This window comes from Halorubellus litoreus (genome assembly GCF_037081675.1).
In the GTDB taxonomy this organism is placed as follows: Archaea; Halobacteriota; Halobacteria; order Halobacteriales; family Natrialbaceae; genus Halorubellus; species Halorubellus litoreus.
Genome location: NZ_JAZAQL010000001.1, coordinates 963,295 through 984,122, shown reverse-complemented (window position 1 = coordinate 984,122; position 20,828 = coordinate 963,295). Strand labels below are relative to the sequence as shown.

Here is a 20,828-nt window from a genome sequence, read left to right as displayed (position 1 = left end):
GTTCACGACGCGCGGTTCTCGCGTCGTTCACGCCCGTTCACGTCGTTCAGAACCGCCGAAACTCGGTTCAGAGCGCCTGAAACGCTCGAACTGTCCAGAACGGCGTTCCCCCTTCAAGTGACTCCGAGCACTGGCTTCGAGTGCAACGACCCATGAAATCGACGCAACTCGTCGCGGCCGTCCTCGCCGTGCTCGTCGTGGGCGCGGGAGCGGTCGCGGCCACGCCGGCAGCATCGACGTCTGGACAGACCGCGGCCGACGCCCTCCCGGGCGACGATCACGCCGCGAACGAATCCGACGGCGCGGGCGCGAGCGACGACGCGCCGCCCGCGGACCGCGCTGACGACGACGACGCGGCCGAGAGCGACGAGGACGAGATGGAGCGCGAGGATGACGAGGGCGACAGCGAGGCCGAGCCGGGCGCGAACGCGCCGGTCGACGTCCCGGCGAACGGCGCGAGCGACCGGTCGCTCCCCGAGCAGGCCAGCGACACCGCCAAGACCGTCCAGTCCACCATCGCGGACTGGTTCGGCGCGAACGAGAGCGAGCGCGAGCACGACTCGCTCGGTGACGCCCTCTCCAGCGTCGTCGGCGGCGACGACGACGAGGCGGCGAACGCGAGTGCGGACACCGACGCCGACGCGGACGCGAAGGTCGACGCTGACGCCGAGGCAGGCGCGAACGCTGACGCGGACGCCGAGGCGAACGCTGACGCGGGTGCGAACGCGAGCGCGACCGGTCAGGAGCAGGCGAGCGAGAACGCGAACGAGAACGGCCTCGTCAACGCCGTCGTCTCGTTCCTCGCCGGCGACGACGCCGACGCGTGACCGACGCCGTGCGACCCCCGCGGCTGACGCCCCCCGCTGACGCCTCCCCGCGGCCCCGACCCACGCTGTAATCGACCTCGTTTCTTCGAGTCCCCGTCCTCGACAGCGACAGCCACACCGGGACGGACGTGGTGGCTGCTGACACCACTACGCGCGATGGCTGCGGTCGATTCCGACAGCGCCCGCTGTGGCGCACACGGCCGCGAGCGTGGCCGTGCGACCGTTTCGCGGACAAGGAACAGTTACTTACGCGCACGTCGGTGATTTATATCCAATGAGTCAGCAAGAGGGCGAGGAACAGTCCGACCGGAAGAAGTACGAGTTCCAGAAGGTCATCGAGGACCTGCAGGCCCACGAGGGATCAGGAACGCAACTCGTCACGATCTACGTCCCGGAGGATCGCCGGATCTCGGACGTCGTCGCGCACATCACCCAGGAGCACAGCGAAGCGTCGAACATCAAATCCAAACAGACGCGGACCGCCGTCCAGGACGCGTTGTCGTCGCTGAAAGCGCGACTGAAGTACTACAAGGACCCGCCGGAGAACGGGATGGTGCTGTTCTCGGGCGCCATCGACTCCGGCGGCGGCCAGACCGACATGAAGACCGAGGTGCTGGAGTCGCCACCGCAACCCGTGGAGTCGTTCCGGTACCACTGCGACAGCGAGTTCCTCACCGAACCACTCGAGCACATGCTCGCCGACCAGGGCCTCTACGGGCTCGTCGTCCTCGACCGCCGCGAGGCGAACGTCGGGTGGCTCCGCGGGAAGCGCGTCGAACCCGTCAAGTCAGCGAGCTCGCTCGTCCCGGGGAAACAGCGCAAAGGTGGCCAGTCCGCCCAGCGGTTCGCGCGCCTCCGGCTGGAAGCCATCGACAACTTCTACCAGGAGGTCGCGGAGATGGCCAACGAGCTGTTCGTCCCCGAACGCCACGAGCTCGACGGCGTGCTCGTCGGCGGCCCCAGTCCGACGAAGGACGAGTTCCTCGACGGCGACTACCTCCACCACGAACTCCAGGATTCGGTGCTCGGGAAGTTCGACGTCGCGTACACCGACGAATCCGGCCTCTACGACCTCGTCGACGCCGCGGACGAAGTGCTCGCGGACGCCGAGATCATGGAGGACAAGGACCTCATGGAACGGTTCTTCAAGCAACTCCACGACGGGAACAAGGCGACGTACGGGTTCGAGCCGACGCGCCAGAACCTCGTCATGGGGTCGGTCGAGACGCTCCTCATCAGCGAGGACCTCCGGCAGGACGTCGCCGTCTTCGACTGCGGGAACACCGAGGAGTACGAGACCTTCGACGCGCGGAAGGCGACGCCGAGTCACGAGTGCGAAGACGGGTCGACTGCCGAGTTGGAGGAACGCGAGGACGTCATCGAGTTCCTGATGGCGATCGCCGACCAGCGCGGCACCGAGACGAAGTTCATCTCCACGGACTTCGAGAAGGGCGAACAGCTCCTCAACGCGTTCGGTGGTATCGCTGGCTTGCTCCGGTACGAGACCGGCGTCTGATCGCGTCGAACGACGGTCGAGCGGTCGGCTGACTCCTCGTTCTCGCCGTCCTCATACTCGAACGCCAGCTTGAGAGGTGTTTGCCTCCCGGACCTGGCGACGCGTTCGACGTCGACGACGGGACCGTGTCAAATCAAGACCGCCGATTCCCCCGTGGTGAGTGTGTTGCCCGTTGGCGGGCGGACTCCGCCGACGCGCCGAACGACACGGCCCCGTAGGTCGAGCACGGGTAAATCGTCACGCACCGACCGGATGCACGCACCGCGAAAACCAGTACTTGTATCTACCGGTGCGGTCGGGGTGAGCTGGCGATATCGACCTCGTCGCGGTCGCCGACTTACTCCATGAGCTGCTCGAGTTGCTTGCGGCGACGGCCGATAGCGACACGCGGCTGGAGCGACCCCTCGTTCTCGAGGTCCTCCAGTATCAGCATCGCGTCCACGCCGTCCGCCGCGAGGTCCTCGACGACCGTCTCGATGTTCGAGCGGTTCAACGCCAGCGACGACAGCATCCCCACGACGAGCGCCATCCGCACGCCCGCCGTCCCGGGCGGGAACGACTCCACGATGTCCTCGAATCGCACCTCGTCGGCCGACTGTGCGTTCGCCGGATTCGCCGCGGACACCGTCAGGCACTGCGTGCAGATCGTCGCCGCGTCACCCGGCGCGAACTCGCGCAGGTCCGCAGGCACCTCGAACGCAGTCACGTCACCACGACACTCGGAGCATTGCATAATCACCCCGACACGCCCGACCGCCTAAAAACTAGTCTGCGAGACGCCCCGAATCCCTGGGTCAGTCAGCGTCGACGGTCTCGGTCTCTCGATTCAGTCCGCGTCGACGGTCTCGGTCTCCGCCGCTTCCGCTTCCCGCGCGGCTTCCTCCTCGGCTTTCTCCTCGGCTTCCTTCTTGTCCTTGATCTTCTTCAGGCGGAAGATCTCCTCGCGCTCTTGCTCCTCGAGCTTCTGCTCGATGTACTCCTGGTTGTCGTAGAGTTCGGGGAGGAGCTTGAACTCGAGCGCGTTCACGCGGCGCTTGGTCGTCTCGATCTCCTTCAGCATCTTCTTCATCGCCGTCTCGACCTCCGCGGCGAGGATGATGGACTCGAGCAGGTCCTCGTACGCTTCCGCGGCCTCGTCGATGCGCGCGGAGGTGCCGAGGACGCCGTAGCCGCGCTCGTCGAGACTCTTCTTGACCTTCGAGGACTCGATCTGGGGGACGACGACGCCCATGATGTTGTTCGACTCGGTCGTGATCTCGGGGTGCTCTTTGAGTGCGGCGGCGGCGCCGCGGACGGTGACGTCGCCTTCCATGGCGCGCGCCATGTTGATCTTCTTCTGGGCGGTCTGGTAATCCTGCTCCAGGCCGCCGCGGACGTCCTGGGCCTTGTCGAGGATGTCCATGAACTCCATGATGAGCCCGTCGCGCTTCTGCTCGAGCGTGTCGTGGCCGCGCTCGGAGAGCTCGATGCGGTCCTCGATCGCCATGAGGTTCTTCCGAGTCGGCTTGACGTCCTTGGCCATTACGCGCCAGTTGCGTAGCCAGCCTGTTAACCCTTTACGATTCCAGCGGGTGTGAGCGTGCGAGCGGGCCGCTCGCGGCAACGTTCGCCAGCGGCCCGGTCGCGGGTCCCGGGGGCTTCGAGGGGGTTCGCGAGCGTGCTACCAGATGCCCTGGTATCGGTCCATCCCGGTGACGACGACGACGTGCGGGAGGGTGAGGACGGCGATGCCGACGAGGTAGACGCCGACGAGGCCGGGGAGGGTGGTGGGCGTGGCGGGGGCGAGTGCGGCGAGTGCGGCGAGGACGAGGAGTGCGCCCGCGGTGAGGGGGGCGGCGTCGCGGGCGAACGCGGCGAGCGCGCCGGTGGTGTTCCCGCGTTCGAGCGCGGCGCTTGCGGTGTCGTCGACGGCGACGAGGCGCGCGACGTGCCTGAGTGCGTGCCACGCGGAGAAGTACGCGCCGACGGCGAGGATGGGGGGGACGAGGAGGAAGAAGGCCCAGAGGACGAGGGTCTCGGCGACGTCGACGACCCACGCGGTGGTGGCGCCGTCGGCGCGGTAGCCGTTCGCGAGCGCGAGGACGGAGAGTGCGCCGACGCCGGCGGCGACGGCGAGGCGGGTGTCGGCGGTGAACAGCCACCCGATGGCGTCGGTCGACGCGCCGAACGGGGCGACGAACCACCCGAGGACGCGCTCGTACTGGCCGGGGAACGCGACGAGCGGTATCGTCATGGGGAGCGCGCCGCGGACCGCGGCGGTGAGCGCGCGCTGGACGCGCCCGTGCGGGTGCCGGCCGTCGAAGAGCGCGACGAGCGGGTAGATGTCGCCCTGGCCCCAGTGCGCCCACGTCAGGATGACGAACGCGACCGCGGCCGCGACCGGGGCGACGAACCACGCGACGGCGTACGCCCCACCGACGACGGCGTAGAGCGCGCCGACGCGGAGCTGGTGGGCGCGCGTCGCTGGCCGGCCGCCGGTTCGTGCGAGCGCGAGGTGGTCGACGGCGCCGTGTGGGAGTCCGAACAGGACGACGCTCGCGACGAGCGGGACGAGCTGGACGACGAGCGGTGGTCGGTCGACGCCCGCGGCGAACGCGACCGCGAGGACGCCGACGACCACCCACGACGGGAGGAGCGCGAGCGCGACGAGCCGGTCGCGGACGCCCGAGGACGTCGACGACCGGGCGCGATAGCCGCTCTCGGTCATCGTGGCACGCCCTCGCCACGGGTCGTTCGGGGGCGAACGAACCGGCGGAGCGGTGCGGGGACGGCGGCGGCGGGTGCGGCGTACACCCACCGGAGGAGGACGAGGCTCTGCACGACGAAGACGTTCGTCACGAGGAAGAACAGGCCCTCCTCGACGGGGAGCCCGAGCACGAGCACGCCCGTGGTGTAGGTCTCCGAGAGCGTCCAGACGCCCGCGTCGATCGCGACGCGGTCGGCGACGCAGAGGTATAGCGTCGGCGCGAGCACGCCGAGGAGGAACGTCTTCCGGGCGCGCACGAGGGCCGGCCAGCCGAACGCCCACTGGACGCCGAGGACGGGGCCGGCCCACGCGAGGATGGCGCCGAGGTACAGCGTCTGGCCGCCCTGGAGCACCCACGCCAGCCCGAGTGCCGTGACGGCGGCGGCGGTGAGCGCGCCCGCGACGCGCTGGCGACGCGAGATGCTGGCGCCGGAGACGTCGACGAGCCCGAGACTCCCCACCCACAGCGCCGTGAGGATCGACTGGAGGACGAAGAACGCGTACTCCTCGACGGGCGCCCACCACAGTCGCGCGAGCACCGTCCCCTCGCCGTACGTCCACACGCCGCGTGCGACGAGGTAGTTGTCCCACGGCGTCGTGTACGCGACCGCGAGCACGACGACGACCGGCGTCCCGACCTTCAGCGTTCGCGTCCACTCGTCCAGGCCGCGCACCCGCCGGAGGACGGCGACTGCCGCGAGCGCCGGCACCACGAACGCCAGGTGGAAGACGACGTACGTGAGCGCGTCGGTCACGCGCACTCACCCCAGGGACGGGCGCGAGGCGAGTGACCTGGGTGACCCTGGACGCCACGAGGCGAACGTCCGCCGGACGAGTGTATCGAGTGCATGATGACTTCGGGTACGAAAAAACCGCGTCGCGGTAGTGTCAGTCCGCCGTGGTCGCGCCGCTCGGTGCTTCGGAAGCGGTGTCGGCCTCGTCGAGGATCGCGTGGCTCGACAGGAGGATGAACCCGAACCCGACCTTCGCGACCAGGTCCAGGACCATGAACCCGGCCGTCTCGATGCCGAGTCCGACCGCGCCGACGCCCTCCGTTCCGATAAGCCACCACACGGGGTAGACGAGCCAGATGACGGTCAGCATGTTCCGTAACAGCCGGAACTTCGACTGCGCTTCGCCCGAGAGGTTCCGAGCCTGCTGGGTGAGGTTCCGGAAGAGGAACACGAGGAGCACGAGCAGGAACGCCGTGCTGACGCCCCACCAGATGAGTCGCTGCGCGCCCGTGGAGAGCGCGGCACCCTGGAGGTCGCCCGTGAGGGTCGCGACCGCGCCGGTCCCGATCATCGCGACGTCGAGGCCGACGAGCGTGTAGATGGTGTTCCGGTCAGCGCCCGCTAGCAGCCCGAGGTCGTACAGGAGTAGCGGGGTCGTGAACAGCCAGTCCGTGTATCGCGCCCAGTAGATGGGGATCTCCTCCCCACCGACGACGACTGTCGTCAACCCGTACCCGAGCGCCATCGCGAGATAGTTCGCGAACGCGATCGCGGTGATGAATATCGTCGCGATGTAGAACTTCTGTCGTCTCTCGTTCTCTACGCCCCAACCCCGGGCGATGAAGTACACCATCCCGAGGAACATTCCCGCGGTGCCGATCCACAGCCACAGTGCTTCGCCTCCTGGTGATGCCATGCTACACCAACACGTATGCGAGGGACCGAACTAACTCCACCACCGGAAATTTCCGACCCTCCCGACCAGTCTTTATAAGGGACCGTCGGTCGGGGCGATGCCGTCCACGACTTCGCCCACGACCTTCCCGAGCGCCGCCCGCAGATGCTCGTGGAACGTCGACGTCGACACGCCCATCGACGCCGCGAGCGTCTCCCCGCTGACCGCTCTCGGCGTCTCGAAGAACCCCGCCGCGTGCGCTCGAACGAGCGCCGCCCGCTGCCGGTCCGTGAGGTCCGCGTCCAGCGCCGCGACGAACTCGCGACGCGTCCGAACCGACCGCTCGCCCGACCGGTACGCCGAAAGCGTCGCCCCCGGGAACCGCGACTGGACCGTCGACACCACGTCACGCCCATCGCAGCCCGCGGGGATCGACAGGACGAGCGACGCCCCATCGCCGTCCGCCGAGAGCGACGTTACCTCGACACCCCGCGCCGCAAGCCCCTCGACGAGCTCGCCCATCGACCCCGTCATCGACACCAGACACCCGTCCTCGCCGTCCACCACCACGGACGTCGACAACTCGGGGAACTCCGCGGCCGTCTCCAACACGGTCGCCGCGTCGACACCGGACACGTCCCACAGCACCGACACCTCGCCGTTCGCGACCTCCGCACCCGCGAACGAGACCTCGCACTCGCGGCCCGCCGCGAGCACCACCGGGAACAGCTCCGACCCCGAGACGTCCAACCGCGCCTCCGCGACGCCATCCGCCACCACGCGCTCGTGGGACTCCACCGCGTTGATCGCCGTCGCCACCGTCCGCCCCACGGACGCCAGCACCACGCGCTCGTGCTCGTCGAACGCGCCCTCCTCGTCCGCGTACACCGCGAGCACGCCGTACGTCACGTCACCGTACGAGAGCGGGACGACCGCGACCGACCCGTAGCGGTCCGGCCACTCCGGGCCGTGCAGACGTCCGCCCACGCACTCGCTCGCGTCCCGCAACTGGAGTGCGTTCGACGCAACCGCCGCCACCACCGGGTCGTCGTCGTCGAACGACAGCGACACCTCGTCCACGCGCCGGGGCGCACCCGCCTCCCCACCGAACCCCACGACGGGGTCGACGGTCTCACCGGACAACCCGTACTCGCCGACCCACGCGAACGCGTACTCCGGCGTACTCGCCACGCACCGACACACCTGCGCCTGCAACTCCTCGCGCGTCGACGCCTGCACGACAGTCGCCGACACGTCAGCGAGCAACCCGTCGACGCGACTCAGCACCGCCTCCAACGCCATCCGCTCGTCGCGGTACGCGCGCGCCCGCTCCCGCGCCGCCCGCTCCGCGTGCTTCCGACGCGTCACGTCCAACTGGAACCCGACGTAGAACGCGACCTCGCCGTCGTCGTCGAACAAGGGCGCCAGCTCGACGCGATTCCAGAACAACTCGCCGTCCTTCCGGTAGTTCCGTAACGTCACCGTCACCGGCTCCGCCTCGGCGACCGCCGCCCGCATCTTCGCGACCGGCGCCTCCCGCGTCTCCGGCCCCTGCAGGAGCCGACAGTTCCGCCCGATGACGTCCTCCCGACTGTACCCCGTGATGCGCTCGTACGCGTCGTTCACGTACACCAGCGGGTTATCCGGGAGCGACGGATCGGTGAGGGTGATGCCGACCGGCGCCGCGTCCATCGCCTGCTGCTTGACCGCCTCCGTCACCGGGACCGCACGCGCCGCCTCGCGCCGGGACGGCACCGGCTCCTCCTCGAACACGCTCGACCCACCATCCGCCAGGACAACCCGACCCGACCGACGGCTCTCGTGCGCTCGCATACCCAACGTACGACACGACCAACCAAGTCCCTACACCCCGACCAGTTACCCACCACAACCCACGAACCAACCGATTGCAGTCGCTCGTCGACGACCAGAGAACGAGAGAAACCGAGAGAGCGCGCGACCGCAGTCAGTCCGCGGCGACTTCCTCGCCGACGTCCTCGACGTAGTGCTCCTCGATGAGTTCCTCGTCGACGCGGTTCAGCTCCGTCTTCGGGAGCATCGACAGCAACTCCCAGCCGATGTCGAGCGTCTCGTCGATCGACCGGTCCGTCTGGAAGCCCTGGTCGACGAACTCCGCCTCGAAGCGGTCCGCGAAGTCCAGGAACTTGTTGTCGCGCTCGCTGAGTGCCTCGCGACCGACGATGTTCACGAGGTCACGGAGGTCCTCACCTTCCGCGTACGCCGCGTACATCTGGTCGGAGACGTCCGCGTGGTCCGCGCGCGTGAAGCCCTCGCCGATACCGTCGTCCATCAGGCGCGACAGCGACGGCAGGACGTTCACCGGCGGCTTCAGTCCCTGACTGTTCAGGTCGCGGTCCATCACGATCTGGCCCTCCGTGATGTACCCCGTCAGGTCCGGGATCGGGTGCGTGTCGTCGTCGCCGGGCATCGTCAGGATCGGGATCTGCGTGATCGACCCCTCGACGCCCTTGATGCGACCCGCACGCTCGTAGATCTGCGCCAGGTCCGTGTACATGTACCCCGGGTAGCCACGACGGCCCGGGACCTCCTCGCGCGCCGCACCGATCTCGCGCAGCGCCTCACAGTAGTTCGTCATGTCCGTGAGGATGACGAGCGTGTGATAGCCGTGCTCGAACGCGAGGTACTCCGCGGTCGTCAACGCGAGTCGCGGCGTGACCGTCCGCTCGACTGCGGGGTCGTCCGCGAGGTTCATGAAGACCACCGAGCGCTCGAGCGCACCGGTGCGCTCGAAGTCAGCCATGAACTCGTTGGCCTCCTCCTGCGTGATACCCATCGCGCCGAAGATCACCGCGAACTCCGACTCCTCGTCGTCGTCGCCGCCCTCGGACTCCTCCGGGACCGTCGCCTGCCGCGCGATCTGGAGCGCCAGGTCGTTGTGCGGGAGACCGGACCCCGAGAAGATCGGGAGCTTCTGGCCGCGAACGAGCGTGTTCATGCCGTCGATACCCGAGACACCCGTCTGGATGAACTCCTCGGGGTACTCGCGAGCGTACGGATTGATCGCCTCACCGACGATGTCGCGCCGCTCCTCCGGAACGATGTCCGGGCCACCGTCGATCGGGTTCCCGGACCCGTCGAGCACGCGCCCGAGGAGGTCCTCGGTCACGGGCATCTTCATCGTCTCGCCCAGGAACCGAACGGACGAATCCATGTCGATACCAGAGGTTCCCTCGAACACCTGGATCGCGACCAGGCCCTCGCTGGACTCCAGCACCTGCCCGCGGCGCGTGTCGCCGCCGGGCGTCTCGATCTCGACCATCTCGTCGTAACCGATGGCCTCGTCGACCTCCGCGAACACGAGCGGACCGGAGATCTCCGTGATTGTTTGGTATTCCTTCATGGTCAGTAGAGTTCACGCAGCTGGTTCGACAGGGACTCCTCGAGGTCGTCCACGAACTCGGGGACCTCGTCGTCCTCGGTCGACGCGATACGGTTCAGCTTCGGTGCCGCATCCACGTTCTGGATCTCCTCGACCGGCACGCCAGCGTCGAGCGCCTCGGCGGCCTCGTCGTTGAAGTGCTTGATCGCCTGCAGGATGCGGTAGGTCTTCTCGGGCGGACAGTACTGGTCCACCTCGATGAACGCGTTCTGCTGGAGCCACGCCTCGCGGAGGTACTTCGCGACCTCCAGGATGAGGCGCTGGTCCTCGGGGAGCGCGTCCTTCCCGACGAGCTGGACGATCTCCTGGAGTTCGCCCTCCTCGTCGAGGATGTCGACCGCCCACTGGCGGATCTCCGGGAAGTCCTCCGCGACGTTGTCGCGGTACCACGGGTCGAGCTGGTCCTTGTACAGCGAGTAGGACTCGTCCCAGTTGATAGCCGGGAAGTGACGCCGTTCCGCGAGGTCGGCGTCCAGCGCCCAGAACGTCTTCACGATACGGAGCGTGTTCTGCGTGACCGGCTCGGAGAAGTCCCCACCCGGCGGCGACACCGCGCCGATGACCGAGATGGAGCCCTCGCGACCGTTCACGGTCTCGAAGTACCCCGCACGCTCGTAGAACTGGCTGAGGCGCGCCGCGAGGTAGGCCGGATAGCCCTCCTCGCCGGGCATCTCCTCGAGACGCGAGGAGATCTCGCGCATCGCCTCCGCCCAGCGGCTCGTCGAGTCCGCCATCAGCGCCACGTCGTACCCCATGTCGCGGTAGAACTCCGCGATGGTGATACCCGTGTACACGCAGGACTCCCGGGCCGCAACCGGCATGTTCGACGTGTTCGCGATGAGACAGGTGCGCGCCATGAGGGCGTTCCCCGTCTGCGGGTCCGGGAGCTCCGGGAAGTCGTCGATGACCTCCGTCATCTCGTTCCCACGCTCACCGCACCCGATGTAGACGACGATGTCCGCGTCAGAGAACTTCGCCAGACTCTGCTGGGTCACCGTCTTCCCGGAGCCGAACGGTCCCGGAATCGCCGCCGTCCCGCCCTTCGCGAGCGGGAACAAGCCGTCCAGGATACGCTGCCCGGAGACCAGCGGCGTCGTCGGCGTCTGCTTGTCGCCAGCAGGACGGGCCTCACGGACCGGCCACTCCTGGCGCATCTGGACCTCCTCGCCCGAGGAGAGCTCCGCAACCGGCTCCTCGACCGTGAAGTTCCCCGCCTCGATGGCGACGACCTCGCCACCCTCGTAGTCCGGCGGGACCATGACCTTGTGCTCGATCGTGACCGTCTCGTCGACGACCCCGATCACGTCACCCGCCTCGACCTCGTCGCCTTCCTCGACGGTCGGCTCGAACTCCCAGGTCTTCTCCAGGTCGATACCCGGCGCGTCGACGCCACGGTCGAGGAACGCCGAGTTCATCTTCTCCTCGAGCACGTCCAGCGGACGCTGCACACCGTCGTAGATGGTGTCCAGCATCCCCGGCCCGAGGTCGACGCTCAACGGCTCGCCCGTGTTCTCGACGGGCTCACCCGGCGCGACCGCAGACGTCTCCTCGTACACCTGAATCGTGTACAGGTTCCCTTCGATCTCGATGACCTCGCCCATCAGCCCTTCGTCGCCCACGTAGACGACGTCGTTCATCCGGGCTCCGAGGTCCGTGGCGGTCACGACCGGACCACTCACGCTCTCGATCTGGCCGTCCTCGCGGACGTCAGTGTCTGTTGCTTGACTCATATTAGTCCTCGTCCATCAGGTCGATACCGATCGCTCGCTTGATCTGCTCGCGCAGCCCGCTCGAGCCCGCACCACCGCCGAGCGTCACGAACGTCGGCTCGATACTCGTATCCACGATACTCCGCGGCTCCCGGGACAACTTCGCGACGTCCTCGTCGTGCATCACGACGATGCCGACGTCCTGATCGCGCGCGACCTCGCGGACCGCGTCGTCCAGCGCCTCCACGTCGTCACCGTCCTCGACGTTGTGGAACTTCCGGACGCCAGCGAGCCGGAACCCCGTCGTGAAGTCCGGCGTCCCGATGACGGCGATCTCCTGACTCATATCGTGACCAGCTCCTTCTCGATCTCGTCCTCGCTCAACCCGGCCTCCCGTCCGCGCGCGATAGCGCGGATGTTGTTGACCTCGCGCTCCTTCGCGATGACGTAGGAGAGCACGGGCGTGATCGAGAGCGGGTGCACGTGACTCAGGTGGTCGGCGTACTCCTGGAGTGCCGCGTCCAGCGCACGCTCGAACCCGATGAGGCTGTCCGCGTCCTCGAGCTCCGCGAGCGCCTGCCCGAGTTCGTCACCGTACTCGCTGTCGCGGATGACGGACACGAGCTCGCTCGAACTCGACACGAGCGACGACAGCTGTCCTTCCGAGAACAGGTCACCGCCCTCGATGTAGTACTCCGCGGGGTCGAGGTCCGCGCCGCTTCGCGCGAGCCGGAGCGCGTTCCGCGCGTTCCGGAAGTCGATCTCGGCCTTCAGGAACCCCGCGTACAGCGCGAGTGCACTGTCGGGCTCGTAGTCGCCGAGCTCCGCGATGAGGTTCTCGTAGAACGCACGGTCCGCGGCGTTCTCCAGGGGCACGAGGACGTCCGTCTCCTCGTACTCGGGGAACGCCGCTTCCATGCCGCTCTCGAAGATCGTGCCGTCGAGCAGCTCGACGACGCCCTCGATGGACTGCGCGTCCAGCAAGCGCTCCAGGAAGCGGTCGTCGAACTCGCCCGCGCGGATGAGGTCGGACGCGACCTCGTCGCGCGGCGCGTCCGAGTAGATACCGCGAAGCACGGTCTTGACGTTCCACGCGTCGAACTTCCGCAGGTACGACGCGATCTGCTCGTAGAGACTCCCACCGGCCCAATCGAGGATGTCCTCGAAGTTCTCCGCGAGGTTCCGGTTCAGCGAGTACTCGATGAGGTCCACGCCGCTGTGACGCGACCCGAGCGCGTTCATCTCCGCCTCGTACTCGGACTCCTCCATGTACCGAGAGATCTCGCTCGGTCCCATCCGGACGAGCTTCCGGTAGTCCTCGTCGTCGAACAGCTTCGCACGGCGGGCCCGGATGCGCGCGTTCACGTACTCCGGATTGGCTCCCTGTGCGCTGCTCATTCTTCCTCGTCGAACAACCGGTTACTGATGTCTCTGAGGTTGTCCTCCCAGACGTCCTCCAGGAGGGAGTCGAACGTGTTGTTCACGCGAACCCGACTCTCGTCGGCTTCGACGACGACGCCACCGAGGCAGTCGTGGACGCCAGCGACCTCGTAGCCGTCGTAGTCCGCGACCACGTCGGCGAGCAGGTCCTGGTCGTCCTCGCGACCGTACACGCTCACGCTCTCCTCGTCCTCGAACTCGACGCTCGCAGCGTCGAGGAGTGCGGCCGTGAGTTCCTCGCGGCGCTCGCCCTCCATCGACGCGAGCGCATCCTCGACGCGCTCGCGGACGTCCTCGAGGACGTCGCGACGAGCCTCGAGACGCATCTGCTTCGCTTCGAGCTTCGCGCTGGAGAGCTTCTGTTCTCGCTCCTGTTCGACCGTTCGTTCCGCCGCGCGCTTCGCCTCCTCGATCGTCTCCTCGGCGTCCGCTTCCGCCTGCTCGACGATCTCGTCAGCCTCCGCTTCAGCGTCCGCTCGTATCTCTTCCGCACGCGCGCGGGCTTCGTCCCGGATGTCCTCAACGACTGTATCCAGACTCATTGTGGGAAAACGAAGCGGTTGATTACCCGACGAACAGCGGGACGAGCGCCAGGATGACGAGCGTCTCGGGCAGGACCGTCATCAGGATAGCGATACCAGTGGAGATCGAGTCCTCGGCGAGCGCGCCGATGGCGGCTGCGCCGATACCACGCTCGGCGTACCCGGAGCCGAGTGCGGCGAGGCCGATGCCGATCGCGGCAGCGGCGGGCTTTTCGAGGGCGGGCGACGAACTGCCCGTTGTCTCCTGCAGTGCAACACCGAGATTGAGTACGTGTTCTGCGAGTTCCATCATAGTTTGCGTAGTCCTCCGTGTCTACCAGACAGGTCGTACTGGCCACAGCGCACCCATAAAACTTCCCAAAGAAATCGGGCAGTACCGGCTGTATAACCGTGAAAAACCGGAGGCAGATATAAAGACGTTTTCGGTCTCGACCGGCGAGACCGCTGGGACGTGTTGCGCGAACGAAAGGAGCGGTGGCGAGGTCAGTCCTCGGTCGTGTGCTCGCGCTCGTACCCGAACGGCTCGAACGCGCGACCGCCACCCTCGTAGAACTTGTTGAAGAACTCGACGAACTCGAGACGCACGCCCTGCAGGCCGGCGCTCGTCACGCCGAGGATGAGGACGAGCAGGTGCCCGACGACGAAGATGACGACGCCGAGGACGGCGAACGCCACGCCGCCGTGGACGAGGCCGCCGAACAGGATCTCGCCGTGTTCGACGCCTTCCGGACCGTAGCTCGTCATGTAGTGGATCTCGCCCTCGTACTGGTATGCCCCCCAGAACAGGAGGTTGACGACGAGCGCCATCCCGGCCTTCGCGAGCAGCACGCCCGCCATCCGGATGTACGACAGGACGTTCACGAGCGCGTTCGGCGTCTCCAGCAGCCCGATGATGAGTCCGATGAAGCCGTACTCCTGGTACTCGCCGTAGAGGATGCCGGCGATGCCGACGAACCCGAGTCCGAAGAGGCTCGCCCAGCCGACGCTCGCGGGCAGGCCGCTGGCGGACGACAGGATGTGCGCCTCTGCGAGCGGCGCGAACAGGATGTCGCGCTTCTGGTCGATGAAGGTGTTACTGAACATCCATCCCCAGACGCCAACCATCAGTAACCACCACGCGAGGTTGTGCGTGAACGCGTCCACGAGGCCGTGACTCCGGTCGTTCCAGAACCCGAACCAGAAGCCCACGGTCATGTGGACGATACCGGCGACGAGGCTCAGCACGAGGAACGACCGCGCGTAGTAGCCGAACGCGGGCTGGAGGCCCTTGTGCAGCGGCGGCCCGGCGTCACCGAACAGGACCTCGCCGAGGACGTGCATCCCGAATATCTCGCCGTACAGCACGCCGAACAGCATCGTGAAGCCGCCCGCGAACATCGCGATAGCGCCGATGCCCTTGATGATCTCGGACTCGAACTTGCTGTAGATACCGTACCCGGCGGCGGTGTAGAGGATACCGTACCCGAGGTCCCCGATCATGAACCCGTAGAAGAACGGGAACGTCAGCATGATGATCATCGTCGGGTCGATCTCGGAGTACTTCGGGACGCCGACCATCTTCGTCAGCGGCTCGAACGGCTTCGAGAGCGCGTCGTTCTCCATCACCGTCGGCGGCTGTTCGTCCATCGACACCGCACTGCCGCCGTCCGTGACGGCTTCCGTGTGCTCGGGTTCGCCGTGCTGGTCGTAGTCAGCGCGCTCCAGCTCCTCGACGTCCGCGCGGTCGCCGACGGCGTCACCGACGGCCGCGCGCAGCGAATCCACGCGGTCGGTCGGAATCCAGCCTTCGGCGATGAACGCGTTCTCGGTCGTCGCGAACTGTAGCGGCGCCTCCGAGCGCTGCACGTCGATGCTCAGGCGTTCCTCGGCGGCGAGCAGGAAGCTCGCGACCTCCAGGCGGAGGTCGTCGAGCTCGTCCTCGACCGTGTTCAGCTTCGACTCGAGACGCTGCTTGCGATGCCGGAGCTCCTCTACGTACTCCGAGGGATTCCCTTCAGCGTCCTCGGGGACGTCGATGGTCGTGAAGTCGACGCCGACGAGGAGGTCGTCGAGGAAGTCCTCGCGGGCGTTCGACTCGGGGTAGACGTAGACGGCGACGACGCCATCTTCCTCCTCGACCTCGAACTCGCGGACGACCGCGGCACCGCGGAGCGCCTCGCGGACGCCGTCGGCGTCGCCTTCGCCGACGCGAACCTCGAGACTGTCGTAGCCGGAGAGGAGATGGAGGGGCGTCCCGAGCGTCGCGAACGGCGCCATCGAATCGACCTGCTCCTCGACGTCGCGGAGCTCGTCCTCGAGTTCGTCGCGGCGGTCGTCGAGCCGGTTCGCCTCCTGGCGGACCTCCTCGAGTTCCTCCTCGAGCGCTTCCTCGGTGACGATGCGGCTCGGGCCGGCGTCCGCGGCGTCGACCTCGAGGATGTTCTCGAGCGACCGAACCGTCACGAGCTTCTCGGAGGCCTCCTCGGCGCCCTCGACCGGGTCGCCGTTGTCGAAGCCCTCCCAGGAGCCGTCGTAGTTGCTGAGGTGGACGAGGTTCAGTTCGTGAACTGCCTCGATGACGTCGTCCATGACCGCCTTGGACCCCGTCACCGAGACCTTACTCATCCGCTCAGGTCTGAGCATGTACCTCCTCCGTGAAGCGCTCGAGGACGAAGTCGACGACGTCGTCGACTCTGCCCTCGGCGCGAGACCGGAGGCGCTCGCGTTCTTCCTCGCCGTCCTCGAGGATGCGCTCGCGCTCGGTCTCTATCTCTTCGCGGGCGTCCTCGAGGCGGTCCGCCTCGAGCGCTCGCGCCTCTTCTTCGGCCTCCTGCCGGATGTCTTCGGCACGTTCGCGGGCGTCGGAGATGCGTTCCTCGCGGTCGGCCTCGGCCTCCGCGATGATGTCGTCGGCCTCTCCTTCGGCCGTCTTGATGCGTTCGAGAACCTCTGGCCTCGGCATGGTATGAACGTTCGAGAGTTACAACAGCGCCTATTTGGTAGTTGCGAAAGGCAGTCGCGGGATTCCGGCGCAGCGGTCGTCTCGCCGGGACTTCCACGGTCGCGCTGTGGCCGGAATCAGCAATACTTTGGTCGCGCCGCTCGAAGCGCGAGCAATGGGAGTCCTCGAAGACAAAGCGCGAGCGCGGTTGTTCTACAAGTACCTCTCGAAGGTGTACGACACGATCAACCCGTTCATCTGGAACGAGGAGATGCGGACGGAAGCGATCGGGATGCTGGACATCGAGCGCGACGACCGCGTGCTGGACGTCGGGTGTGGGACGGGGTTCGCGACGGAGGGCTTGCTGGAGGTCGTCGACGAGGTCGTTGGCCTCGACCAGAGTCCTCACCAGTTGGAGAAGGCGTACGCGAAGTTCGGGAAGCACGGCGACGTCCGGTTCCATCTCGGTGACGCGGAGCGTTTGCCGTTCGAGGACGACGCGTTCGACGTGGTGTGGTCGAGCGGGAGCATCGAGTACTGGCCGAATCCCGTCGAGACGCTCCGGGAGTTCCGCCGCGTCTGCAAGCCCGGCGGACAGGTGCTCGTCGTCGGCCCGAACTACCCGAAGTCGAGCCTCTTCCAGAAGCTCGCGGACGCCATCATGCTGTTCTACGACGAGGACGAGGCGGACCGGATGTTCCACGACGCCGGGTTCGAGGACGTCACGCATCGCCTGATGGGGCCGTCGTACGACCCGGACATCGCCATCACGACGGTCGCGCGCGTCCCGGACGACGAGGACGCTGACGCGTCCGCGACGGCGACGTCAGAGGTCGAGGCGGACGCCTGAGGGTTCGGACGCAACGTGGTTCTCCCGGTCATTCTCGCTCGGCGAGCGGTTGCGCTGGCGCGCGCGACGAGCGCGTCGGCGGCGTAGACGGCGACGACGACGCGGTCCCCGGGCGAAATCGCGGGGTCGTTCGTGCTCGCGAGCGCGACCGACGCGGTCGTACCGGCGGTCCACGCGCCGTCGTACCCGCGGTTGAACGGCCCCGTGGGACCTGGCTCGAACCCGACGGCTGCGAAGAACGGCACCGGCGGCTGGTGCGCGAGGCGACTGCCGTCGATGGTCACGACGACACGCAGGTCGGCGACGTCGAGCGCGTCACCGCCGCGGTGTTCGAGGACCAGTTCGTCGCTTGCGGCGTCGACGCCGAGCCCGATGCGTGCGTTCGGCGCGGGCTCCTGGGGGGCGACGCCGACGGCGAACGCGACGGCGACGCCGCTCGCGAGCACGACCGTCAACGCGACGACGAGGACGACGCCGACCGCGGGACTGACCGCGCGAACGTCCGCTGGACTGACCGAAGGCACGCCGACCGTGGCCGCGGCTCCGCACTTGAACCCTCGGTGCCGAAACGGACTCCAGCCACGAACGAGTCGAACGTCAAACGTGCACGATACCCACTCCCCGTAGCGTCAGTCACCGCCCGAAGAAACGGCGGCCTGGAGGCCGCCGGATGCTCGTGGAGTCAGGCAGGCAGGAGGAAACGGCGGCCTGGAGGCCGCCGGATGCTTGTGCGGTCCGTCAGTCCATATCGACGTACGTGAACCACTCCTCGTGGTCGTCCGTACGGCCTTCGACGAGGTCGAAGTACGCCTGCTGGAGTTCCTCGGTGACGGGTCCGCGGGTCCCGTTCCCGATGGTGACGTTGTCGACCTTCCGGATGGGCGTGACCTCTGCCGCCGACCCCGTGAAGAACAGTTCGTCGGCGGTGTTGAGTTCGCCGCGGGAGACGGAGACGTTGTCGTGGACCTCGTACCCGCGTTCTTCGGCAAGCGTGATGACGGTGTCGCGCGTGATGCCGTCGAGGATGCTCTCAGAGAGGCCGGGCGTGTAGATCTCGCCGTCGTTCACCATGAAGAGGTTCTCGCCGGGTCCTTCGGCGACGTTCCCCTCCTTGTTGAGGACGATCGCTTCGGGGTAGCCGTTCCGGCGGGCCTCCTCGCCGGCGAGCATGCTGTTCACGTAGAGGCCGGTGGTCTTCGCGTTCGTCGGAATCTGGCTCGACGCGTGCTTGCGCCACGACGAAACCATCACTTCGATGCCGTTCTCGAGCGCGTCCTCGCCGAGGTACGTCCCCCACGGCCAGCACGCGATCGCGGTGCGCGTCGGGCAGTCACCGGGCGACACGCCGAGGCTCTTGTAGCCGTAGAACGCGATCGGGCGGACGTAGCACGACCGGAGATCCTGCTCGCGGATGAGCGTCTTCGTCGCCTCCGTGATCTCCTCGGGCTCGTGGTCGATCTCCATGTCGTACGGCTTGCAGGACTCGTAGAGTCGGTCGACGTGCTCCTCCCAGCGGAAGAGCGCCGGGCCGTTCTCGGTATCGTAGCAGCGCGCGCCCTCGAAGACGCCGCTCCCGTAGTGGAGGCCGTGCGTGAGGACGTGAATCTGCGCGTCGTCCCAGTCCACGTACTCGCCGTCCATCCAGATCGTGTCGACGTCCATCTCGTCGAAGCCAGCCATAGTCGACGAATTGAGTGCCTAGGATAAGAGTGTACCCGGTTTCGGTTCGCGCAAAAGTATCCGACGTCGGCCGTCTCCGCGGTCGGTCAGCGGAGTGCGGCGACGAGGTCGCTGCCTTCGACGTAGGGGATGCCTTCGCGGTCGGCGTACGCGCGGGCGTCGCTCGGTGTGGTTGCGCCGCCGGTCTGGTCGTCGAGCATCTCGCAGACGACGGCCGCGGGTTCGACGCCGGCGGCGTCGGCGAGTTCGAGCGCGAGCTCGGTGTGGCCTTCGCGCTGGGCGGTGAGGTCGGGGGCGGCGCGCAGCAGGTGGACGTGACCGGGTGCGCGGAACTCGCTCGCGAAGTCGAACGCGGCGGCGTCGCCGGCGCGGGCGTCGGCGGCGGCGTCGGCGAGTCGCGTGATGGTGAGTGCGCGGTCGTCGTCCGTGATACCGGTGAAGGTGTCGACGTGGTTCACGGTGAGGGAGAACGACGAACGGTCGTCGTACTGGAGGTCGTGGTCGGCGGCGAGGTCGTGGTCGATGACGTCCTGCGCGAACGGAAGGTCGTAGGCGGCGGCGACGTCGTCGGCGAGCGCGACGCAGACGAGGCCGCCGGCGTCGTTCCGCATGCGGCGGACGGCGTCGGCGTCGACGCCGCTCGCGGGGTAGACGATGTCGGTCTCGCCCTCGCGGTCGGCGGCGTCGTGGATGCAGACCGGGTCGCCGCGCGCGAACGCGTCGATGGCCGCGTCGACCGCACCGCCTGCGCTCTCGTCGTTCGTTGTCGCGTCCCCGTCGCCCGTCGCGGCGTCGTCGCCGGCGTCCTCGGCGGTCGGTGTCGCGTGGTCGGTGTGGGTCATTGCGTGCCCTCCACGGTGACGGTGACGTGGTCGTCGTCTTCGAGGTCGAGGACGTCCCGGAGCTTCTCGGGCGCGATGAGTTCCAGCTGGTCGTCGTCGTGGTGGGTGCGTTCGGGGGCGATGGTGTGGACGGTCTCGTGGACGTCGCCGTCGGCGGTCTCGACGGTCGCGGGATAGCAGACCGCGGGGCCGTACGTGCGGTCGTCGTCTTCCCACCCGTCGATGGGGACGGGGTCCATCGCGTCGAGCGCGCGGCGGCGGCGGACGCTCGCGTCGGTGAGGTCGACGTTCAGCGTGCCGGGGAACGGTTCGTACCCGAGGCGCTCCTCGAACTGCGCCATGTACCCGGGGAGGGTGATGTAGTGACGGCCTTCGCCCATGCCGCTGGTGACGCGCCCTTCGAGTTCGACGGTGCTGTGGCCTTCGAAGATGCTGCGGTAGTCCTCGTACTCGCGGCGGAGGCCGCGTTCGCCCGCGTCGGTGAGCGCGACCCACTGGCCGTCGCTGACGGTCTCGCGGGTCACCCAGCCCGCCGTCTCGAGGCGTTGCAGGCGTCGGGAGGCGGTCTGCGTGGAGGCGTCGAGCTGCTCGGCGAGGGTCGTGCAGGTCGTCTTGACCTCGCCGGTGAGGGCGCCGTCCATCGCGAGGCGTTTGGCGACGGCGACCTCGTCGTGCCCGACGTCGGACGTGGTCTCTTGCATACGAG

20 protein-coding genes and 1 pseudogene are annotated in these 20,828 nt (G+C 67.6%); 3 read left to right on the top strand and 18 right to left on the bottom strand.

What is annotated here, in order from left to right; genetic code table 11:
- Positions 1-152 precede the first annotated feature (152 nt).
- Both VYJ16_RS04970 and prf1 read left to right on the top strand, forming a co-directional pair.
- Complete coding sequence (locus VYJ16_RS04970; RefSeq protein ID WP_336349199.1) at positions 153-827, top strand: hypothetical protein; 675 nt, start codon at positions 153-155, stop codon at positions 825-827.
- A gap of 274 nt (positions 828-1,101) precedes the next feature.
- The gene (prf1, locus tag VYJ16_RS04965; protein WP_336349198.1) at positions 1,102-2,343 is read left to right on the top strand and encodes a peptide chain release factor aRF-1; all 1,242 of its coding nucleotides are present in this window, start codon (positions 1,102-1,104) and stop codon (positions 2,341-2,343) included.
- 337 nt (positions 2,344-2,680) lie between these two features.
- On the opposite strand, the gene VYJ16_RS04960 is transcribed toward prf1, so the two are convergent.
- The 14 genes from VYJ16_RS04960 to ahaH all read right to left on the bottom strand — a co-directional run bounded on the left by VYJ16_RS04960 (position 2,681) and on the right by ahaH (position 16,771).
- Positions 2,681-3,076 carry a DUF6276 family protein gene (locus VYJ16_RS04960; protein ID WP_336349197.1) on the bottom strand — a complete coding sequence of 132 codons (396 nt, stop codon included), beginning with the start codon at positions 3,074-3,076 and terminating at the stop codon, positions 2,681-2,683.
- 93 nt (positions 3,077-3,169) lie between these two features.
- Entirely contained in the window at positions 3,170-3,865 is a 696-nt protein-coding gene (locus VYJ16_RS04955; protein WP_336349196.1) for a V-type ATP synthase subunit D, read from the bottom strand.
- Between the two features lie 138 nt (positions 3,866-4,003).
- The gene (locus VYJ16_RS04950) at positions 4,004-5,050 is read right to left on the bottom strand and encodes a Brp/Blh family beta-carotene 15,15'-dioxygenase (protein ID WP_336349195.1); all 1,047 of its coding nucleotides are present in this window, start codon (positions 5,048-5,050) and stop codon (positions 4,004-4,006) included.
- Entirely contained in the window at positions 5,047-5,844 is a 798-nt protein-coding gene (locus VYJ16_RS04945) for a lycopene cyclase domain-containing protein (RefSeq protein ID WP_336349194.1), read from the bottom strand. Before VYJ16_RS04945 ends, VYJ16_RS04950 begins: the two co-directional genes overlap by 4 nt.
- A 133-nt stretch (positions 5,845-5,977) precedes the next feature.
- On the bottom strand, positions 5,978-6,739 hold the full coding sequence (locus VYJ16_RS04940) for a bacteriorhodopsin (RefSeq protein WP_336349193.1): 762 nt from the start codon (positions 6,737-6,739) through the stop codon (positions 5,978-5,980).
- Between the two features lie 72 nt (positions 6,740-6,811).
- Positions 6,812-8,491, bottom strand: a complete 1,680-nt coding sequence (locus VYJ16_RS04935; protein WP_336349192.1) for a bacterio-opsin activator domain-containing protein — start codon at positions 8,489-8,491, stop codon at positions 6,812-6,814.
- 193 nt (positions 8,492-8,684) lie between these two features.
- A complete protein-coding gene (locus VYJ16_RS04930) occupies positions 8,685-10,100 on the bottom strand; it encodes an ATP synthase subunit B (protein ID WP_336349191.1) in 1,416 nt (471 codons plus the stop codon).
- A 2-nt stretch (positions 10,101-10,102) separates the two neighbouring features.
- Complete coding sequence (locus tag VYJ16_RS04925; RefSeq protein WP_336349190.1) at positions 10,103-11,869, bottom strand: ATP synthase subunit A; 1,767 nt, start codon at positions 11,867-11,869, stop codon at positions 10,103-10,105.
- A gap of 1 nt (position 11,870) precedes the next feature.
- Complete coding sequence (locus VYJ16_RS04920; protein WP_336349189.1) at positions 11,871-12,194, bottom strand: V-type ATP synthase subunit F; 324 nt, start codon at positions 12,192-12,194, stop codon at positions 11,871-11,873.
- Positions 12,191-13,246 carry a V-type ATP synthase subunit C gene (locus VYJ16_RS04915; RefSeq protein ID WP_336349188.1) on the bottom strand — a complete coding sequence of 352 codons (1,056 nt, stop codon included), beginning with the start codon at positions 13,244-13,246 and terminating at the stop codon, positions 12,191-12,193. Before VYJ16_RS04915 ends, VYJ16_RS04920 begins: the two co-directional genes overlap by 4 nt.
- Positions 13,243-13,830 carry a V-type ATP synthase subunit E gene (locus VYJ16_RS04910; protein WP_336349187.1) on the bottom strand — a complete coding sequence of 196 codons (588 nt, stop codon included), beginning with the start codon at positions 13,828-13,830 and terminating at the stop codon, positions 13,243-13,245. The genes VYJ16_RS04915 and VYJ16_RS04910 overlap by 4 nt, the downstream gene beginning before the upstream one ends.
- Before the next feature lie 22 nt (positions 13,831-13,852).
- On the bottom strand, positions 13,853-14,122 hold the full coding sequence (locus tag VYJ16_RS04905; RefSeq protein ID WP_336349186.1) for a F0F1 ATP synthase subunit C: 270 nt from the start codon (positions 14,120-14,122) through the stop codon (positions 13,853-13,855).
- A gap of 191 nt (positions 14,123-14,313) precedes the next feature.
- Entirely contained in the window at positions 14,314-16,452 is a 2,139-nt protein-coding gene (locus VYJ16_RS04900) for a V-type ATP synthase subunit I (RefSeq protein WP_336349185.1), read from the bottom strand.
- Entirely contained in the window at positions 16,439-16,771 is a 333-nt protein-coding gene (gene ahaH, locus VYJ16_RS04895; protein WP_336349184.1) for an ATP synthase archaeal subunit H, read from the bottom strand. Before ahaH ends, VYJ16_RS04900 begins: the two co-directional genes overlap by 14 nt.
- A 154-nt stretch (positions 16,772-16,925) precedes the next feature.
- Here ahaH and VYJ16_RS04890 point away from each other — a divergent pair, with 154 nt between their 5' ends.
- The gene (locus VYJ16_RS04890; RefSeq protein ID WP_336349183.1) at positions 16,926-17,600 is read left to right on the top strand and encodes a methyltransferase domain-containing protein; all 675 of its coding nucleotides are present in this window, start codon (positions 16,926-16,928) and stop codon (positions 17,598-17,600) included.
- Between the two features lie 281 nt (positions 17,601-17,881).
- Here the strand turns inward: VYJ16_RS04890 and VYJ16_RS04885 are convergent.
- From VYJ16_RS04885 to VYJ16_RS04870, 4 genes and pseudogenes are all read right to left on the bottom strand, one after another.
- A pseudogene (locus VYJ16_RS04885) lies at positions 17,882-18,124 on the bottom strand (type IV pilin domain-containing protein); the annotation flags it as partial.
- A 214-nt stretch (positions 18,125-18,338) separates the two neighbouring features.
- Complete coding sequence (locus tag VYJ16_RS04880) at positions 18,339-19,280, bottom strand: branched-chain amino acid transaminase (RefSeq protein WP_336349182.1); 942 nt, start codon at positions 19,278-19,280, stop codon at positions 18,339-18,341.
- 86 nt (positions 19,281-19,366) lie between these two features.
- Positions 19,367-20,122 carry a 3,4-dihydroxy-2-butanone-4-phosphate synthase gene (ribB, locus tag VYJ16_RS04875; protein WP_336349181.1) on the bottom strand — a complete coding sequence of 252 codons (756 nt, stop codon included), beginning with the start codon at positions 20,120-20,122 and terminating at the stop codon, positions 19,367-19,369.
- Complete coding sequence (locus VYJ16_RS04870; protein ID WP_336349180.1) at positions 20,119-20,823, bottom strand: DUF120 domain-containing protein; 705 nt, start codon at positions 20,821-20,823, stop codon at positions 20,119-20,121. The genes ribB and VYJ16_RS04870 overlap by 4 nt, the downstream gene beginning before the upstream one ends.
- Positions 20,824-20,828: the final 5 nt, after the last annotated feature.

Coding starts and splice junctions, on each gene's coding strand:
- VYJ16_RS04970 (WP_336349199.1), top strand. CDS start 153: ATGAAATCGACGCAACTCGTCGCGGCCGTCCTCGCCGTGCTCGTCGTG.
- prf1 (WP_336349198.1), top strand. CDS start 1,102: ATGAGTCAGCAAGAGGGCGAGGAACAGTCCGACCGGAAGAAGTACGAG.
- VYJ16_RS04960 (WP_336349197.1), bottom strand. CDS start 3,076: ATGCAATGCTCCGAGTGTCGTGGTGACGTGACTGCGTTCGAGGTGCCT.
- VYJ16_RS04955 (WP_336349196.1), bottom strand. CDS start 3,865: ATGGCCAAGGACGTCAAGCCGACTCGGAAGAACCTCATGGCGATCGAG.
- VYJ16_RS04950 (WP_336349195.1), bottom strand. CDS start 5,050: ATGACCGAGAGCGGCTATCGCGCCCGGTCGTCGACGTCCTCGGGCGTC.
- VYJ16_RS04940 (WP_336349193.1), bottom strand. CDS start 6,739: ATGGCATCACCAGGAGGCGAAGCACTGTGGCTGTGGATCGGCACCGCG.
- VYJ16_RS04930 (WP_336349191.1), bottom strand. CDS start 10,100: ATGAAGGAATACCAAACAATCACGGAGATCTCCGGTCCGCTCGTGTTC.
- VYJ16_RS04925 (WP_336349190.1), bottom strand. CDS start 11,869: ATGAGTCAAGCAACAGACACTGACGTCCGCGAGGACGGCCAGATCGAG.
- VYJ16_RS04920 (WP_336349189.1), bottom strand. CDS start 12,194: ATGAGTCAGGAGATCGCCGTCATCGGGACGCCGGACTTCACGACGGGG.
- VYJ16_RS04915 (WP_336349188.1), bottom strand. CDS start 13,246: ATGAGCAGCGCACAGGGAGCCAATCCGGAGTACGTGAACGCGCGCATC.
- VYJ16_RS04910 (WP_336349187.1), bottom strand. CDS start 13,830: ATGAGTCTGGATACAGTCGTTGAGGACATCCGGGACGAAGCCCGCGCG.
- VYJ16_RS04905 (WP_336349186.1), bottom strand. CDS start 14,122: ATGATGGAACTCGCAGAACACGTACTCAATCTCGGTGTTGCACTGCAG.
- VYJ16_RS04900 (WP_336349185.1), bottom strand. CDS start 16,452: ATGCTCAGACCTGAGCGGATGAGTAAGGTCTCGGTGACGGGGTCCAAG.
- ahaH (WP_336349184.1), bottom strand. CDS start 16,771: ATGCCGAGGCCAGAGGTTCTCGAACGCATCAAGACGGCCGAAGGAGAG.
- VYJ16_RS04890 (WP_336349183.1), top strand. CDS start 16,926: ATGGGAGTCCTCGAAGACAAAGCGCGAGCGCGGTTGTTCTACAAGTAC.
- VYJ16_RS04880 (WP_336349182.1), bottom strand. CDS start 19,280: ATGGCTGGCTTCGACGAGATGGACGTCGACACGATCTGGATGGACGGC.
- ribB (WP_336349181.1), bottom strand. CDS start 20,122: ATGACCCACACCGACCACGCGACACCGACCGCCGAGGACGCCGGCGAC.
- VYJ16_RS04870 (WP_336349180.1), bottom strand. CDS start 20,823: ATGCAAGAGACCACGTCCGACGTCGGGCACGACGAGGTCGCCGTCGCC.